General features: G+C 38.5%; 18 protein-coding genes and 1 tRNA gene. 17 read left to right on the top strand and 2 right to left on the bottom strand.

The features are described from left to right. Positions 1–2 precede the first annotated feature (2 nt). The 4 genes from FGL72_RS07220 to FGL72_RS07205 all read left to right on the top strand — a co-directional run bounded on the left by FGL72_RS07220 (position 3) and on the right by FGL72_RS07205 (position 1,945). Entirely contained in the window at positions 3–464 is a 462-nt protein-coding gene (locus FGL72_RS07220; RefSeq protein WP_085699786.1) for a universal stress protein, read from the top strand. A gap of 390 nt (positions 465–854) precedes the next feature. Beyond that, entirely contained in the window at positions 855–1,466 is a 612-nt protein-coding gene (locus tag FGL72_RS07215; protein WP_004901309.1) for a cadmium resistance transporter, read from the top strand. A gap of 7 nt (positions 1,467–1,473) precedes the next feature. Then, positions 1,474–1,776, top strand: coding sequence for an ArsR/SmtB family transcription factor (locus tag FGL72_RS07210; RefSeq protein WP_004901305.1), 303 nt, complete (start codon positions 1,474–1,476; stop codon positions 1,774–1,776). 85 nt (positions 1,777–1,861) lie between these two features. Next, positions 1,862–1,945, top strand: a tRNA-Leu gene (locus tag FGL72_RS07205). 95 nt (positions 1,946–2,040) lie between these two features. On the opposite strand, the gene FGL72_RS07200 is transcribed toward FGL72_RS07205, so the two are convergent. After that, complete coding sequence (locus FGL72_RS07200; protein WP_085699787.1) at positions 2,041–3,201, bottom strand: DUF2075 domain-containing protein; 1,161 nt, start codon at positions 3,199–3,201, stop codon at positions 2,041–2,043. Between the two features lie 101 nt (positions 3,202–3,302). Here FGL72_RS07200 and FGL72_RS07195 point away from each other — a divergent pair, with 101 nt between their 5' ends. Further along, entirely contained in the window at positions 3,303–4,154 is an 852-nt protein-coding gene (locus FGL72_RS07195; protein WP_133286268.1) for a glycosyltransferase family 8 protein, read from the top strand. A 48-nt stretch (positions 4,155–4,202) separates the two neighbouring features. Here FGL72_RS07195 and FGL72_RS07190 read toward each other — a convergent pair whose 3' ends face one another. After that, positions 4,203–4,412 (bottom strand): hypothetical protein, encoded by a 210-nt coding sequence (locus tag FGL72_RS07190; protein ID WP_004904375.1) that lies wholly within the window; start codon positions 4,410–4,412, stop codon positions 4,203–4,205. A gap of 497 nt (positions 4,413–4,909) precedes the next feature. On the opposite strand from FGL72_RS07190, the gene rihC reads away from it, so the two are divergent. The 12 genes from rihC to FGL72_RS07130 all read left to right on the top strand — a co-directional run bounded on the left by rihC (position 4,910) and on the right by FGL72_RS07130 (position 15,843). Continuing rightward, positions 4,910–5,863 carry a ribonucleoside hydrolase RihC gene (gene rihC / locus FGL72_RS07185; protein WP_146992874.1) on the top strand — a complete coding sequence of 318 codons (954 nt, stop codon included), beginning with the start codon at positions 4,910–4,912 and terminating at the stop codon, positions 5,861–5,863. 75 nt (positions 5,864–5,938) lie between these two features. Further along, on the top strand, positions 5,939–6,658 hold the full coding sequence (gene rsmG / locus FGL72_RS07180) for a 16S rRNA (guanine(527)-N(7))-methyltransferase RsmG (protein ID WP_004901292.1): 720 nt from the start codon (positions 5,939–5,941) through the stop codon (positions 6,656–6,658). 54 nt (positions 6,659–6,712) lie between these two features. Beyond that, positions 6,713–7,474 carry a ParA family protein gene (locus FGL72_RS07175; RefSeq protein ID WP_004901289.1) on the top strand — a complete coding sequence of 254 codons (762 nt, stop codon included), beginning with the start codon at positions 6,713–6,715 and terminating at the stop codon, positions 7,472–7,474. After that, positions 7,464–8,366: a ParB/RepB/Spo0J family partition protein gene (locus FGL72_RS07170; protein WP_004901286.1), complete on the top strand. Its 903-nt coding sequence runs from the start codon at positions 7,464–7,466 to the stop codon at positions 8,364–8,366. The genes FGL72_RS07175 and FGL72_RS07170 overlap by 11 nt, the downstream gene beginning before the upstream one ends. Beyond that, positions 8,367–8,570, top strand: a complete 204-nt coding sequence (locus FGL72_RS07165; protein ID WP_004901284.1) for a DUF951 domain-containing protein — start codon at positions 8,367–8,369, stop codon at positions 8,568–8,570. 75 nt (positions 8,571–8,645) lie between these two features. Beyond that, complete coding sequence (gene ychF, locus FGL72_RS07160; protein WP_146992872.1) at positions 8,646–9,746, top strand: redox-regulated ATPase YchF; 1,101 nt, start codon at positions 8,646–8,648, stop codon at positions 9,744–9,746. Between the two features lie 48 nt (positions 9,747–9,794). Next, positions 9,795–10,499: a DUF1129 domain-containing protein gene (locus FGL72_RS07155; protein WP_004904370.1), complete on the top strand. Its 705-nt coding sequence runs from the start codon at positions 9,795–9,797 to the stop codon at positions 10,497–10,499. Between the two features lie 12 nt (positions 10,500–10,511). Further along, positions 10,512–11,201 (top strand): response regulator transcription factor, encoded by a 690-nt coding sequence (locus tag FGL72_RS07150; RefSeq protein ID WP_004901276.1) that lies wholly within the window; start codon positions 10,512–10,514, stop codon positions 11,199–11,201. Continuing rightward, the gene (locus FGL72_RS07145) at positions 11,201–12,310 is read left to right on the top strand and encodes a sensor histidine kinase (RefSeq protein WP_004904369.1); all 1,110 of its coding nucleotides are present in this window, start codon (positions 11,201–11,203) and stop codon (positions 12,308–12,310) included. Before FGL72_RS07150 ends, FGL72_RS07145 begins: the two co-directional genes overlap by 1 nt. Further along, complete coding sequence (locus tag FGL72_RS07140; protein WP_012305042.1) at positions 12,297–13,574, top strand: D-alanyl-D-alanine carboxypeptidase family protein; 1,278 nt, start codon at positions 12,297–12,299, stop codon at positions 13,572–13,574. Before FGL72_RS07145 ends, FGL72_RS07140 begins: the two co-directional genes overlap by 14 nt. 129 nt (positions 13,575–13,703) lie before the next feature. Next, complete coding sequence (gene nagB / locus FGL72_RS07135; protein WP_085699791.1) at positions 13,704–14,405, top strand: glucosamine-6-phosphate deaminase; 702 nt, start codon at positions 13,704–13,706, stop codon at positions 14,403–14,405. Between the two features lie 85 nt (positions 14,406–14,490). Further along, positions 14,491–15,843 carry a glucose-6-phosphate isomerase gene (locus FGL72_RS07130; RefSeq protein ID WP_004901269.1) on the top strand — a complete coding sequence of 451 codons (1,353 nt, stop codon included), beginning with the start codon at positions 14,491–14,493 and terminating at the stop codon, positions 15,841–15,843. Positions 15,844–15,928 lie beyond the last annotated feature (85 nt).

Raw genomic sequence — 15,928 nt, 5'->3', positions numbered from 1 at the left:
ATATGAGTGAATTAAACTTGAACATCGAACCAATTCAATTTAAACGCGTGTTAGTTGGTGTTGATGAATCTGAGCAAGGTTATGTTGCTTTGGCTAACGCCATTCATCAAGCTAGTGAAGATGAAGCGCAACTAATCATTGCATCCGTTTTGGAGATGGGGGATTTGTCAACCATTGATGCCCTTCATCTGGATGTCATTAAAGAACGTCGCGCTCAAATCGAGGCGAACCTTGCACGTTATAAGGCCTATGCTGAATCACAAGGGGCTGAAAACGTTATAACGGTCTTTGCTGATGGTGCCAAGGCTGGAGAAGTTTTGTTGCAGGATGTTGCGCCAAAAGTACAAGCAGATTTAATTATTGTGGGGGCGCACTCACGTGAGGGCTTTTGGGAATCATTGGGTTCACAAGCCGCATACATTGCCCGTCATGCAAAAATTTCATCAATGGTTGCTCGTAAGTAATCAAAAAGACACTGCCATAATAGACAGTGTCTTTTTTGAAAATTAGCTTTTGTATAACACGAAACCCCGATAAGCTAACGCGCTTATCGGGGCTATTTTTTGGGAGAGATTTTAGAGAAGAGAATATTGGGAGATTATAGGAGAGAAAAGTTGCCCGTATGGGGTTTCGTGTGTTGATGCCGTGGAGAACATCAACGATAATCTAGCATATACAATTCCTACCTTTCTAAAACGCGTCGTTGTTTGAGATGACTTGTTTTGTTGTTGTATATAATATAACTTGACCAGATTAAATCAGTATAAAAATTTTAAAAAAACTGAAATAAATTTTTTGTGGTATAATATATGAAAAGTATTTCATGTAAAAATAGTTCATATAAAGAGGTCAACATGGTTCAAACACTTTTAACGGCACTTACATCTTATATTGGCACAACATCTGATTATTTTGTTGTTTTACTACTGGTCTTCGGACAATATCGGGGACCAAAGCAGACACGGTCAATTATCTTCGGTGCCTATTTAGGAAATGCACTCTTGGTTTTGATAGCGTTACTCGTTGCGGTATTGCTTAAAAACATTCCAGAATCTTGGCTGCTTGGTTTTCTGGGAATTGTGCCGATTGTAATTGGTATTCGCAAATATTTTTCAAATGACGATGAAACAGAAGAAGTTAAAGATAAGTTAGCGCAGGATAATAATAGAAACTTGATTAGTAACATGGTTATCATTACGATTGGTGCCTGTGGTGCTGATAATTTGGCCTTGTATATGCCTTATTTTGCTACTGCGAATCTTGTCTACTTACCCGCAATTTTACTGATTTTTATTGCGGTGCTAACAATTGTTATCTTTTTGGCTAAAAAGCTAACCGACTTTAAGCCAGTTCATACTTTCTTCGAACGTTTTGGTGACAAAATTCAAGTGATTATTTATATTGTTCTTGGCTTATACGTTATGTTTGATGCAGGAACGATTCAATATCTTATAAGCCTGTTATAATAAAAGTATGAAGACAAAAGCAATTAGTGAACTTGAAAAAATATTTAAAATATTAGGGAATAAACAACGATTAACGATTCTAGAGTTATTGCGATCACGCTCATATTCGGTCTCTGAAATTGTTGATATTTTGAATATGGAGCAATCGGCTGTTTCTCATCAACTACGCGTACTCCGCGAAGCGCAATTAGTTCAAGCAGAGAAGCGAGGACGTGAAGTATTGTATTATCTGAGTGACTCGCATATTCTAATTCTTTTAGACAATGCGTTAAAGCACGTTGATCATGTATTTAATTTAGGAGACGAATAATTATCATTTGAATTATAGGGTTGACGTGAATGTTAAAATTTGGTATTCTAATATAGTTGTTTAATACAAACGGTATTAGATATATGCCGTTGTGGCGGAATTGGCAGACGCGCTGGACTCAAAATCCAGTGGTGGCAACACCGTGTGGGTTCGACTCCCACCGACGGCATCATTGATTTAAAAAGACATTAAGTTAACTTAATGTCTTTTTTAGTGATTTATTTTTAGCAAGCATGATTGGCTTAGTACGTCTATGCTTAATAATTAGGACTGTAATGCCATGAGCCGCTGACGTAGTGCATCATCGTAAGCAGTCAGATACAGGCCGTATTTACCACGCTTAAGGAGAACGTTTAAAACATTGGCAATAAAATCTTGATATTGTGCTGGTGTAAATTGAATATCTTGCCTTTTTTTGAAAATTTCTTTATGAGAGTATTTTTCCGGAATAATAGTCATGCTATCGGTTTTAGGATTGTAACCGAAAGAAGGACCAATAATCATACCGACATAATTTAAATCGAAACCTTGTAATGTGTAAATTGTCCCGACTTGAGTAATAGATGATTCGCGTTTTGCCCAGTGGGTGCGTTGCGGATCCCATTCATCCCAAGGTAGGGAAAAGGTGTCCATCTCGACATTATGACGGCCATCGATGCGTGGGAATCCAGATGTTGCAACGACACGGCTTAAACCATACTCACTATTGCGCGCTTTGATTTTGTCATAAAGTGCACCAGCTGTAGGAAAAACTTCAAACTCAAATTGACTATCTTTTGGAAAAGGTGTGATTGGTTGCTGTGCGGTGAAACTATCTAGCCAAGCTACTTGTTTGTCACTTGTAACCATACGATACTGGAAATCCATATTGAATTCACGATATGGATGGTGACCGATTGTCTTAAATAATAGCTGCTTGGACCAATACATCTTTGATTGAAATACTTGTTTAAAATCATAAACAACTACGACAACTTTTGACAAAGCCATTAAATCAGTTAACTGATTTTTACCGCGATAATGGGCATACGGCTCTGATTTAGAATAGAGCAAGTGTGCTTCGTCAACGAAAATGACGTCATAGTGACGATGGTTTTTTTGTGCATCATTAATCAGAGCAGTTGGCCGTCTAATGTCGCGTGGATTGAGGCCGTCAAAACTTTTAGCCATATCTTGATAAGCCTTATAAAGTTCTGGGTGGTTAACGACAAGCGCACTTTTGTAGCGTCTGTCAGTCATATATTTTTTAACAAGTTGCATGAGTACGACCGATTTACCAGTACCTGCTGCGCCTTGAATGATGGCAACTGCATGTTCTTTTTTAGACATGTTGTGATTGATATAGCTATTGAGCTCTGTAATCTTTTTTGTTTGATCGTCAGAGAGCGTATCAATTAAAAACTGTTCTTTTAGAATCTTATTCATTAAAATTACCCCACTGTGATTTATTATACTATAACGTTTGACAATTACTCGCGTTAAACCTAATGACACACTAACAATATTCTCAGCGTATAATATAGTATATGGAAAAAACCAAAATAATAAATGATGATAGCGTGAACCTATTAATCACCATCGATGAAAATTATATTAAACCGTTACGTGTTTTACTTTATTCACTTAGGCAAACTAACCCAAGAGAAAATATGACAATTTGGTTGGCTCATGACCATATTGAGGCGGCGCAGTTAGAAAAATTACATCAATTTGTTGCGCAATTAGGTTTTGTTTTGCACACGATTAGAGTCGATACAAGTCTATGGGCAAGTGCGCCAACTTTCAAACAGTATCCGCCAGAAATGTACTTTCGACTATTATGCGGTGAATATCTGCCTAAAACACTACATCGTGTGATTTATCTTGATCCAGATATTTTAGTGATTAATCCAATTAGGCCATTAGCTAATATGCCATTAAAAGGCCAAATGCTGGCTGCTTCAAGTCATATGGGGCTAACAGGTATTAGCCAAACGATTAATCACTTACGACTTGGTACCCGTCAAGTATATTTCAACTCGGGCGTGATGTTAATGGATCTAGATATGATGCGACAACGAGTTAATATGAAAGCTATTTTGTCTGTTATTCAGCAATACGGCAAAGAGCTTATTTTACCGGATCAGGACATTTTAAATTATCTCTATGGTGATGAGATTTTAAGTTTACCCGAAGAAATTTGGAATTATGATACACGTGATAATATTATGCATTATGCCAAAAGCTTTGGATCAGTTGATATACGATGGGCTATGGAAAATACAGTGATATTACACTATTGCGGTCGGCCAAAACCTTGGGAAAAGAGTAACAGTATCAATCCATTTATCATGTTATATCAACATTATGAACAATTACTAGCTATTTCTGGTTTGTAAAACGGGCAGAGAAGGGAAATAAAAAAAGCTGCTGGATAGCAGCTTTTTTTATTTAGACCAGCCATGCGATTGAAAATCGGTCAAGATACGATCGAACGCCAATATTTGCGCATCAAGGGGGAGTTGATGCGCAATGTGAAAGTCTTCCCATAGATTTTGAACACGAACAGGGACATGTTCAAGTAATTTATCATCAGTTTCTTTACGGTAAGCCTTGCGACCCCATTCTTTGATGATGTTGTATTCCAGTCCAGTCATTATACTGTCTACCTTCATGCTAATATTTGTGTTAGATATATAATATAACATATATTCGGAAATGCGCCTATATATTTAATGAACAAAAGTAATAATAGGATGTTAATGTTTACATTTTGCAATATTTCTCTCATAATGATAAAGGTTTAAACTGGATTTATCCAATAATGAATAAGACTAGCATAATTATTTATTACAATGCGTTATTAAAAATAAGTTGTAATTGTATGAATATTAATGGAAATAAGTAAAGGGTTACATAAATATAAAATGGGGTATTTTTTATAATTGCTAGTGCAATCTGAATTAGAATCATTTTAATTCACCACATGTGGTAAAGCTAAATAAATAATGTATTGAGAGATAATCCAAATCAATCTCTGGAACTTGTGATGAATTTGTTATAATTAAAGTAAATTAATAATGGAGGAATACGTATGTTATTTGAAGCCCTGATTTCTTTGATCATTACTTTAAATAATTATCGTTCTTGACTGATGAAAAAGAAGATACCTATCATTTTTGATACAGATCCTGGCATTGATGACGCTGCTGCTCTGACTATTCTGCTGACCAACCCAGCCTTTGATGTGCGTTTAATTACTTCAGTTGCGGGCAATGTTTCAGTTGATAAAACAACATTGAATGTACTAAAGTTGACGCATTTTTTCAAAAGAGAAGATGTTGCGGTAGCGCGTGGTGCTGAAAAGCCATTGGTGCGGGAATATCACGATGCGGCCAATATTCATGGTGAAAGTGGTATGCCGGGTTACGTATTTCAAACACCAACGACTGAAGCCATGCCAATAGATGCTGTTGAAGCGATGTTCAATGCCTTAGTGACTAGTCCAGAAAAAGTGACACTTGTTGCAGTCGGCGCGTTTACTAATTTAGCTAAATTGCTGACAATTCACTCCGAAGCGATGACCAACATTGCGCGTGTTATTGTCATGGGTGGTAGTTTATCTGGTGGTAATATGACTTCGGCAGCTGAGTTTAATGTCTTCACTGATCCCGATGCGGCCAAAATTGTGTTTGAAAGCGGCTTAGATATCACTATGATTGGCTTGGATGTCACGCTAAAAGCACTATTAAAATCAGAAACAATGACAACATTATCCAATATGAATCACACAGGACAAATGTTGATGCAACTCTTTTCTTACTATGGCGATGGCTCCATGCAAGCAGGCAAGCCAATGCATGATGTTAATACTTTATTTTATTTGTTAGCACCGGAAAAGTTTACTTTACAGGATTATTGGGTTGACGTTGTCACAGACGGACCAGCTATTGGGGCAACAGTAGCTGATATTCATGCGAGAACACATCAGACAACCAATATTCACGTCGCAATGGCAGTTGATGTGGCAGCTTTTAATGCCTGGTATTTATTGGAAATTAATAAAATAAACGACGGGATGGTTAATGCTGGAAAGCTTGAAAATTAAGGCTTTTTCAGGTATTCTAAAAGTAGTTGTAATTAGCGCTTTTTGTGCTGTACAAACTTGAAATGGAGCAAATAATTGACAGTCGAAGCGTTTATTTCAGCCTTAAATGATGCTGGTATTACATTAACAGAACAACAGATTGAACAATTTCAACGTTATTTTGAACTACTTGTTGAAGCTAACAAACAATTTAATTTGACAGCGATTACCGATGAGAAAGATGTTTACTTAAAACATTTTTATGATTCATTAACCGTTGCTATTTATGTGAAGGCGTTACAGCATCAATCAAGCACATTAATTGACGTTGGTACTGGTGCAGGTTTCCCATCTTTGCCTTTAAAAATTGCTTTTCCACAATTGAAAATCACCATGGTTGATGCTTTGCAAAAGCGTGTACGCTTTCTCCAAGATGTTGTGGATACGTTGGACTTAAAAAATGTATCAATTGTTCATGGCCGAGCAGAAGACATTGGTCAAAATGTTGCCTATCGCGAACAGTTTGATTTTGCAACGGCCAGAGCGCTCGCTCGAACTAGTGTTTTAGCTGAGTATACGTTGCCCTTTGTTAAAGTGGGCGGTGCGTTGTTAGTGATGAAAGGCGCTGCTGCAGAGCAAGAATTGGCTGACGGACAACAAGCTTTAGCAACGCTGGGGGGCACAGTATCAAGTGCCTTTGACTTTAAGCTGCCCAATGGCGACCAACGTGTCATTCAAGTAGTTGATAAGCACAAGAAAACCCCTAAAAAGTATCCGCGTCAAGCTGGGACACCCAATAAAAAGCCAATTGCTTAATGAGGCACGACTGAGATACTATTTCCATATTCAAAGAAAGGATGCCAACAGCATATGGCACATATAATTGCATTAGCCAACCAAAAAGGTGGTGTTGGTAAGACAACGACAAGTATTAATTTAGGTGCGGCATTGGCACAGGATGGACAGCGCGTTCTCTTGGTTGATATTGATGCACAAGGTAATGCTACTAGTGGGTCGGGCATTGATAAATCTGAGTTAGCACTAGATAGTTATGACGTGATAGTTGATGGCGCTGCCCTTAGAGATGTAATTGTACCAACTGATAATTATGATTTATTACCAGCCACTATCCAATTGTCTGGTGCTGAAATTGAACTTGCTACGCAAAAACAAAGAGAATACCGACTCCAGAAGGCATTAATGACTGTCAGTGATGATTATGATTTTATATTAATTGACAATCCACCAGCCTTAGGACTATTAACAGTTAATGCTTTTACTGCAGCTGACGCTATTTTAATTCCTGTGCAGACAGAGTTTTATGCTTTAGAGGGTCTAGGGCAACTACTGAATACGATTGAATTAGTCCGTAAACAGTTTAATGAGTCACTGGATATTGCTGGCATACTATTGACAATGTATGATGGCAGAACTAATTTAGCTAAACAAGTTTCAGAAGAAGTTCGCCAATATTTTGGTGATAAAGTGTATCACACAGTTGTGCCTCGTTCAGTACGTTTAAGTGAGGCGCCTTCTTATGGTCAAGCCATTATTGATTTTGATCCAAAGTCTATTGGTGCTCAGGTGTATACAGAACTTGCACAGGAGGTTTTGAAACAATATGGCAACTAAAAAAGGTGGGTTAGGTAAAGGCCTAGGTGGTTTGTTTAATGCAAATAATGTTACTGAAGAAACTCTTGAGCATACTAAACAAGCAACCAAAAAAATAACAGAATTTGAACGTGTTGAACGATTGAATTTGAACCGTATCACTGCAAATCCTTTTCAACCAAGACACCGTTTTGATGAAGGTAAATTACAAGAACTTGCTGATTCTATTCGTGAAAATGGCGTATTGACACCCATTATTGTGAGACGGTTTGGTAATGATTTTCAAATTATTGCTGGTGAACGGCGCGTGCGTGCTTCGAAATTAGCTAAGCAGGCAACAATTAGTGCCATTGTGCGTGATGTTGATGATAATACAATGGCTGCCGTTGCATTAATTGAAAATTTGCAACGTGATAATTTGGATGCTATTGAAGAAGCACAAGCGTACAGTGGGTTGATGTCACAACTTAAGTTGACACAAGCACAAGTAGCTCAAAAAGTAGGTAAGGAACGTACGACAGTAGCGAATGCGGTCCGTTTGTTGAAATTGCCTGAAGCTGTGCAAGACATGGTACAGTCTGGTTTGTTATCAATGGGTCAAGCGCGTGCGCTACTAGGCTTAAAAGTAAAAGCTAATATTGAAGAGTTAGCGCAGACTGTGGTCAGTCGTCAACTGACAGTCCGTCAAGTCGAAGTATTAGTAAAACAGATAAATGAGGGGCCTGTCGAAAAGCAACCAGCAACACCAACGTCACCATATATTCGCGCATTAGCCACACAACTTGAAGAGAAATTTGGTACGAAAGTTAAAGTCAATGCTACGGAAAAAGGTAGCGGAAAAATTGAAATTAATTATCTTTCCAATGATGATTTGAGTCGTATTTTAGCGCTGTTAAATGTTGAGGTAGACTAAATGGCTGAACCAATAACTTATGAATTACAAGATGTCGTGGAAATGAAAAAACCACACGCTTGTGGGACCAATTCGTGGCGAATCACAAGAATTGGTGCAGATATTAAATTAACTTGCACGAATTGTGGTCGCGGAATTATGATGCCACGATTTGACTTTAATAAACGTTTAAAAAAAGTTTTATCATCTCAAAAAGATAACTAATACGAAGTATTTTAAGAAAGGAGGATATATTTTGCTAAGAATAGCTAGATACTTAGCAAAATATATACCTAAACTATGGCACTTACTGCTGGAATCGTCGGTCTTCCTAACGTCGGCAAATCAACGCTCTTTAATGCAATCACTAAAGCTGGAGCTGAAATGGCAAACTATCCGTTTGCAACAATTGAACCAAATGTAGGTATGGTTGAAGTGCCTGATGATCGTCTGGCACGTATTCAAGAATTAGTGCCGGCAGACAAAATTATTCCGACAACCTTTGAATTTACTGATATTGCAGGTATCGTTAAAGGTGCTTCGCAAGGTGAGGGTCTCGGCAATAAGTTTTTAGAAAATATTCGTCAAGTTAATGCCATTATTCACGTGGTTCGTGCCTTTGACGGTGATGACATTATTCACGTCAATGGGGTAGTTAATCCATTAGATGATATTGATACAATCAATACTGAATTGATTTTAGCTGATTTAGAGACTGTTGATAAGCGCTATAGCAAGGTAGCACGCGCAGCCAAAGGTGCAGATAAAGCAGCAAAAGCCGAGTTTTCGGTTTTAGAAAAAATCAAGCCAGTGCTTGAAGCTGGTAAATCTGTACGAACAATAACATTTACAGATGATGAGCAAAAAATTGTAAAGGGACTATTTTTACTGACGACTAAGCCTGTATTATATGTTGCTAATTTGGCTGAAGATGACATGGCAGATCCTGAATCATCTAAGTATTTTAAAGCTATTCAAGATTTTGCTGCCACAGAAGGGGCAGATGTTATTGGGATGTCGGCTAGTGCTGAAGAAGAAATTGCTCAGTTAGCTGACGAAGATAAGGCTGAATTTCTTGAAATGGCTGGTGTGACAGAGCCTGGCCTAAACAAATTAATTCGCGCAGCATACCACCTGCTTGATTTACGTACATTCTTTACCGCTGGTGGTAAAGAAACGCGTGCGTGGACATTTAAAGCAGGTATGAAAGCACCACAAACTGCTGGCGTTATTCATTCCGATTTTGAGCGTGGCTTTATTCGTGCTGAAACAATTGCTTTTGCAGATCTTGATAAACTTGGTTCGGTTAAAGCTGTTAAAGAGGCTGGTAAATTACGATCAGAAGGTAAAGAATACATCGTTAATGACGGTGATATTATTGAATTTAGATTTAACGTCTAAAATAAGACAACCTGCGGGTTGCGTACATAGTCTCGGAGGACGACCAACATGGTAGAAGAAAAGCATCAATTAACTAAGAAAAACGAAGATTTTATTTTTCGTTTCAAAAAAATTGTGGCGCAAAACAGTCATTTATCAGCAGAAAAGATAGAAGAGATTACTGATGAAGTTACCGCAGAATTGCTTGCAGCACAAGGAACAGGAACCACAGCTGTTCAACTATTTGGAACGCCTACACAGGCGGCGCAAAAATATTTAGATCCGACAGTAACTGCCAAAAAATTGCATGATTATAAATTTGCCCCCTTAGCATTAGATACGTCACTTGTTATTTTTATGCTGTTTAGTGGTGTATTTGGCTTATCACTGTTTTTCGCTAAACAGCAAGCAAATCAAGGTGCTGGCATTATTTCCCTATTGCTTATTGCTGCTTTAGGTGGGTCAATCTACACGGGAATTATTCTCAAGCTTACACCTAATCCAAAAGCACCCGAGAATGCACCATCTAATTCACGAAGATGGTTATACCTCATTGCAGCAGTTGTGGCATGGTTAATTGGCTTTTTGATACTTGGTCTATTACCACCAGTTATTAATCCAACTTTGCCGCCAGTTGCTTATATTATTTTAGCTGCGGCTGCATATGGCCTATTCCGTTGGAATCGCCAAAAAGCTGGTTTGAAGGGCGGTTTCTTTGCTATTAGCCAGTTATCACAACAAGCACGTTTGGATTCAGCCAAGACTAAAAAATAGGAGACGCTACTGATGAAGATTTTAGTTGTTGACGACGATATTGAAATAGCTGAATTGCTCGAAATTTATCTTAAAAATGAAGGCTATGAGCCAGTCATGGCTGCAGATGGTAAAGAAGCCATTTCAAAACTGAATACCAATCCAGATATTGGACTGATGATTTTAGATGTTATGATGCCCAATATGAATGGGCTAGAGGTGGTTAAGATTGTCCGCAAAGACAGTCGTGTGCCAATTTTGATGTTGTCAGCTAAGTCGGGCGATATGGACAAAATTCAGGGACTGATTACAGGTGCGGATGATTATGTGACAAAACCTTTTAATCCATTAGAAGTCATGGCCCGTGTTCGGTCGTTATTACGACGGGCAGACAATGCCGTACAAGATAAAACGCCTGATGTTTTAGATATTGGTTCGTTAGTGATTAACAAAGACAGTCATGAAGTGAAAACGGCCAATGGCGACATTGTCAATTTGACGGCCTTAGAATTCGGTATTCTTTACTTATTAGCCTCTCATCCAAATCGTGTGTTTTCAGCCGATGATATTTTTGAACGTGTTTGGCAACAAGAATCGGTTGTCTCAGCTAAAACAGTTATGGTACATGTATCACATCTACGTGATAAGATTGAAGAAGCCACGAATGGTGACCAAGTCATTCAAACCGTTTGGGGTGTCGGCTATAAGATTGAAGTAAATTAATGAACAAACTATCGTTATTTTTTAAGCACAATCGCACCAAAATATATTATGCGGTAGGAACAGTATTGTTACTACTGCTTTTTAGTTGGTTCGTATTGTCTGCCACAGTATTACTAGGGCAAGCGGCTCACATAGCTTTACGATGGCGTTTCTGGTTAAGTATGTTAATTTTGATACTAGGTGACTTAGTGATTGTGTTTTGGCAATACGTTCGTTGGCGCCAAGCAGAAAGTTTAATTCACTTAATCCGTGATTTACACCAAATTGCCAAAGAAAATTCAGATATGACAATTGATTGGCATGCACACTACGCCCCGCGAACACAAGCCCTTATTGACGTCTCTAACAAGATAGCCAAAAATACGCGAAAAATCCGGGAAGAAGAACGTGCAAGTGAACGCTCCAAGGATGAAATGATTACTAATATTTCACATGACTTACGTACACCGCTTACTGCTATTATTGGTTATCTTGGGTTAGTGGAAATGAACGCAACGACTTTGAGTCCTGAAGATCGTGCTAAATATATTCATACTGCTTATGATAAATCGAATCAAATGAAAATATTAGTCGAGGATTTATTTGAATTCTCAAAAACACAGGCTCGAGATGCAGTCTTGAATTTAACAACTATTAGTTTAGGCGATTTGTTTGCACAACTTCTCGCCAGTTATGAAATCGAAGCACACGAACATCAAATTGAAATGATGCAAATCACCAACCCAGAACTCATTATTTTGGAAGCAGATTCTGATAAATTAGCGCGCGTATTAATTAATCTCATTACGAACGCTTTTAAATATGGCGAAGGGGCAACATATATTAAGCTAACCGCGCAGGTAAAGGCACAAGAAGTAGAAATTCGTGTGATTAACAATGGTGTTCAGATTCCTCAGGAAGCCCTATTGGAAATTTTTGATCGTTTTTATCGTGTCGAAAGTTCTCGTAATAGTAAGACGGGTGGGACAGGTTTAGGTTTAGCCATTGTTAAAGGCATTATTTTGCAACATGGGGGCACTGTTCGTGCAACATCAGATGCTGAGTTAACAACATTTATTATGACGTTGCCACTCAAGCAAAGTAGGGGAAATAGAGATGAAGTGGATTAAATTTGTCGTATTTTTTAGTGTAGGATTAATAAGTTTCGTGCGTATTGTGTCAGCAGCACCATCGGCTAAGCCAATAGATTTAAAAGAGTCATTGACCTCAGCAGTTGTTGTTGATGCAAGAACAGGACAGGTATTAGCGACTAGAAATGCGACAAAACTTGGTATGATTGCGTCACAATCAAAAATGTTAACAGCATATGCTGCACTTCGTGCGATTCATGACGGCAAACTAACCTGGGATACACCGATTCCAATTACGAGTAAAGCAGATTTATCTCATCAACCTAAGTATGTTTATTCTCATCTTGATATTAAAGCAGGTGACCATTTAACCGTTCGAGAACTGTACAATGCTATGCTCACGATTTCCGCAAATGATGCATCATTTGCACTGAGCGAATATTTAACACCTAAAGGTATGACGACTCAAGCAGCATTACAATCATGGGCTAATGAATTGAAATTAGATCACTCCAAATGGTACAATGCCGCTGGTCAAGTGAATGGTAATGCTTTTGAAAATAAAATAGCTCATGAGCCTGGTGAGGCCGCTAATTTAGCCAGTGCCGAGCACTTGGCCATGCTAGCACGTGAAATTATTAAATTAGATCCTAATATTCGTACTTTGGGTGAGAGCGATTTTATTTCTTATAAATCGGCATCAGCTAATCGTACTGTGAAATTAACCACTGACCAGTTTTTATTTCGTCACCAACACTCAAAGAAAGTATCGAATCCAAATCATTTAATCATTGAGGGCTTAAAGACAGGGTCAACCCCAGAATCAGGGGCTGCTTTTACAGGAATTGTCAAAGATCAAGCAGGCCATGAATTTATTACTGTAGTGAATGGTGCTGGCTATTATACTGATACAGTAACGAGATATCAAGAGACAATTAACATTGTGAATGATGTACTCAAATCACAGGTACCAGAGACTTTTGAGGCCGGCAGCGTACTTTCTGATTGCAAAAAAGTAAAAATGTTAGATATGAAACGAAAAGAAGTACCGGTTGTTGTTGGCCAAACTAAAACTTTTTGGCATCAAAAACAGGCACCAATCAAGGTGAACCACACAACATTAAGCCGACATCCTAAAAAAGTAGCTCGGGGTCAATCCGTTGCACTAGCCCAACTGGCACTACCTGACGTCGTATTTTTACCGAACACGTCTGTTAATAGCCGTAATTTATTATTAAAATCAACGATAGACACAACACAAGCACCATGGTGGACACGTGTCTGGCGTGACATTTTTGGGTAATTATAAGCAGGACAAGTTGTTATTTAAAATAATAATTTGTCCTTTTTTATTGTACCTTTTCAAAGCCGTAATAATGTGGTATTATATTGGTATAGACCGAAGTGGTATAGACCAATAGGAGGAGTAACGATGAACATTATAAAAGTTAACAACGCAAGCCAAGGTGCTGCACGTGCCTATGACATCTTTGCAGAGACCTTAACCAAAGGGGCAAGGGTTTTTGGCTTAGCAACGGGTTCTACACCGGTACCTTTATACCAACGCCTTGTTGAAAGTCCACTAGATTTTTCTCAGGCTACTGCTATTAATTTAGACGAATATCTAGGTCTTTCTGGTAATGATCCACAAAGTTATCATTTTTTTATGGCGCAACATTTATTTAATCATAAAGCGTTCAAGCAAACATTTATCCCTGATGGCAAAAATCCTGACCGCCAAGCGGCCACGTCACAGTATGACAGAATTATTGCAGAGAATCCTATTGATTTACAGTTGCTCGGTCTTGGTCGTAATGGACACATTGGTTTTAACGAACCCGGCACAGCTTTTGATAGCAAAACGCATATCGTTGATTTGACGCAGTCTACAATTGATGCAAATGCGCGCTTTTTTGATCATGAAGTAGATGTACCGACACAAGCAATTTCCATGGGCATTGGTTCAGTAATGAGCGCCAAGCATATATTGTTAATGGCATTTGGTGCTGAAAAAGCAGATGCAGTGGCACAAATGATATCTGGACCTATCACTGAAAAGCTCCCAGCTTCTGTGCTGCAACAACATCCCAATGTTACAGTCATTATTGATGACGCAGCGGCAGCGAAATTGTGATAAAATAAATTTGTAAGCGCTTAACATATTTTAAGGAGGAAACGCGTCACTAGCTGATAATAGCAAATGACGTTTGGCTAACACTATGGCACACATCACATTTGACACAAAGAACATTGAAAATTTCGTGGCAGCACATGAATTTTCAGAAATGCAACCATTAATCACAATGGCTGATGAACAATTACGCCATCGTACAGGCGCAGGGGCAGAGTATTCCGACTGGATTACTTTACCAACTGATTACGACAAGGCAGAATTTTCACGTATTCAAGCAGCAGCTAAGCAAATTCAGTCAGATTCAAAAATTTTGGTTGTGATTGGTATTGGTGGTTCTTACTTAGGCGCAAAGATGGCTGTGGATTTCTTGAATCCAATGTTTAATAATGAACTAGCAGATGACCAGCGCCAAGGTGTCAAAATTTATTTTGCTGGTAACTCAACATCGGCATCATACTTAAATGATTTGGTGCGTGTCATCGGTGACCAAGATTTCTCAGTGAATGTTATTTCTAAATCTGGCACAACCACAGAACCATCAATTGCTTTCCGTGTATTCAAGCAATTACTAGAAAAGAAATACGGTGCTCAAGCGGCTAAAAAGCGTATTTATGCTACTACTGATGCTAAGCATGGGGCATTGCATGACGAAGCTATCAGTGAAGGTTATGAGACATTTACTATTCCTGATGGTGTTGGTGGTCGTTTCTCAGTCTTAACGCCTGTTGGATTATTGCCAATTGCGGCTAGTGGTGCAAATATTCAAGACTTGATGAACGGTGCAAAAGATGCCCAAGAAGAGTATTCGGAATCAGATTTAACTAAGAATGAAGCCTATAAGTATGCTGCTGCACGTCGTATTTTGTACGATAAGGGATACACAACAGAGCTGTTAATTAATTGGGAACCCACAATGCAATACTTGTCTGAATGGTGGAAACAATTAATGGGTGAATCAGAAGGTAAAAATCAAAAGGGTATTTACCCATCTTCTGCGAACTTCTCAACTGATTTACACTCACTAGGTCAATATATTCAGGAAGGCCGTCGTGACTTATTTGAAACAGTTGTCAAGTTAGATAATCCGGTATCAAATTTGGATTTGCCACATGAAGCGGGTAATAATGATGGTCTACAGTACCTTGAGGGTATTACCATTGATGAGGTAAATACTAAAGCGTCACAAGGTGTTACGCTAGCACATGTTGATGGTGGTGTACCTAATTTGGCGGTTCATTTGCCAGCGCAAGATGCCTACACATTAGGTTACATGATTTACTTCTTTGAAATGGCTGTGGGTGCCTCTGGGTACACATTTGGTATTAATCCGTTCAACCAACCAGGTGTTGAAGCTTACAAAACAGCCATGTTTGCGCTTTTAGGTAAGCCTGGCTATGAAGAAGCGACAAAAGACTTCCGTGCTCGTTTAGGTGAATAAAATTATTAATATTTAGAATCAACATAAAAGTTGGTCAGCGTAACATTTTTGTTACGCTGGCCAACTTTTTTAGTACCTTAAATAA

Source organism: Leuconostoc citreum, assembly GCF_007954785.1.
GTDB lineage: Bacteria > Bacillota > Bacilli > Lactobacillales > Lactobacillaceae > Leuconostoc > Leuconostoc citreum.
Note: the sequence above shows the minus strand (reverse complement) of the source record. Positions and strands in the feature narration are given on the sequence as shown.

Excerpts from the sequence above, each read along its gene's own strand:
- FGL72_RS07150 (WP_004901276.1), top strand. The coding sequence starts at position 10,512 with ATGAAGATTTTAGTTGTTGACGACGATATTGAAATAGCTGAATTGCTC.
- FGL72_RS07175 (WP_004901289.1), top strand. The coding sequence starts at position 6,713 with ATGGCACATATAATTGCATTAGCCAACCAAAAAGGTGGTGTTGGTAAG.
- FGL72_RS07190 (WP_004904375.1), bottom strand. The coding sequence starts at position 4,412 with ATGACTGGACTGGAATACAACATCATCAAAGAATGGGGTCGCAAGGCT.
- FGL72_RS07195 (WP_133286268.1), top strand. The coding sequence starts at position 3,303 with ATGGAAAAAACCAAAATAATAAATGATGATAGCGTGAACCTATTAATC.
- ychF (WP_146992872.1), top strand. The coding sequence starts at position 8,646 with ATGGCACTTACTGCTGGAATCGTCGGTCTTCCTAACGTCGGCAAATCA.
- FGL72_RS07220 (WP_085699786.1), top strand. The coding sequence starts at position 3 with ATGAGTGAATTAAACTTGAACATCGAACCAATTCAATTTAAACGCGTG.
- FGL72_RS07145 (WP_004904369.1), top strand. The coding sequence starts at position 11,201 with ATGAACAAACTATCGTTATTTTTTAAGCACAATCGCACCAAAATATAT.
- nagB (WP_085699791.1), top strand. The coding sequence starts at position 13,704 with ATGAACATTATAAAAGTTAACAACGCAAGCCAAGGTGCTGCACGTGCC.
- FGL72_RS07155 (WP_004904370.1), top strand. The coding sequence starts at position 9,795 with ATGGTAGAAGAAAAGCATCAATTAACTAAGAAAAACGAAGATTTTATT.
- FGL72_RS07165 (WP_004901284.1), top strand. The coding sequence starts at position 8,367 with ATGGCTGAACCAATAACTTATGAATTACAAGATGTCGTGGAAATGAAA.
- FGL72_RS07200 (WP_085699787.1), bottom strand. The coding sequence starts at position 3,201 with ATGAATAAGATTCTAAAAGAACAGTTTTTAATTGATACGCTCTCTGAC.
- FGL72_RS07140 (WP_012305042.1), top strand. The coding sequence starts at position 12,297 with ATGAAGTGGATTAAATTTGTCGTATTTTTTAGTGTAGGATTAATAAGT.
- FGL72_RS07170 (WP_004901286.1), top strand. The coding sequence starts at position 7,464 with ATGGCAACTAAAAAAGGTGGGTTAGGTAAAGGCCTAGGTGGTTTGTTT.
- rihC (WP_146992874.1), top strand. The coding sequence starts at position 4,910 with ATGAAAAAGAAGATACCTATCATTTTTGATACAGATCCTGGCATTGAT.
- FGL72_RS07215 (WP_004901309.1), top strand. The coding sequence starts at position 855 with ATGGTTCAAACACTTTTAACGGCACTTACATCTTATATTGGCACAACA.
- FGL72_RS07210 (WP_004901305.1), top strand. The coding sequence starts at position 1,474 with ATGAAGACAAAAGCAATTAGTGAACTTGAAAAAATATTTAAAATATTA.
- FGL72_RS07130 (WP_004901269.1), top strand. The coding sequence starts at position 14,491 with ATGGCACACATCACATTTGACACAAAGAACATTGAAAATTTCGTGGCA.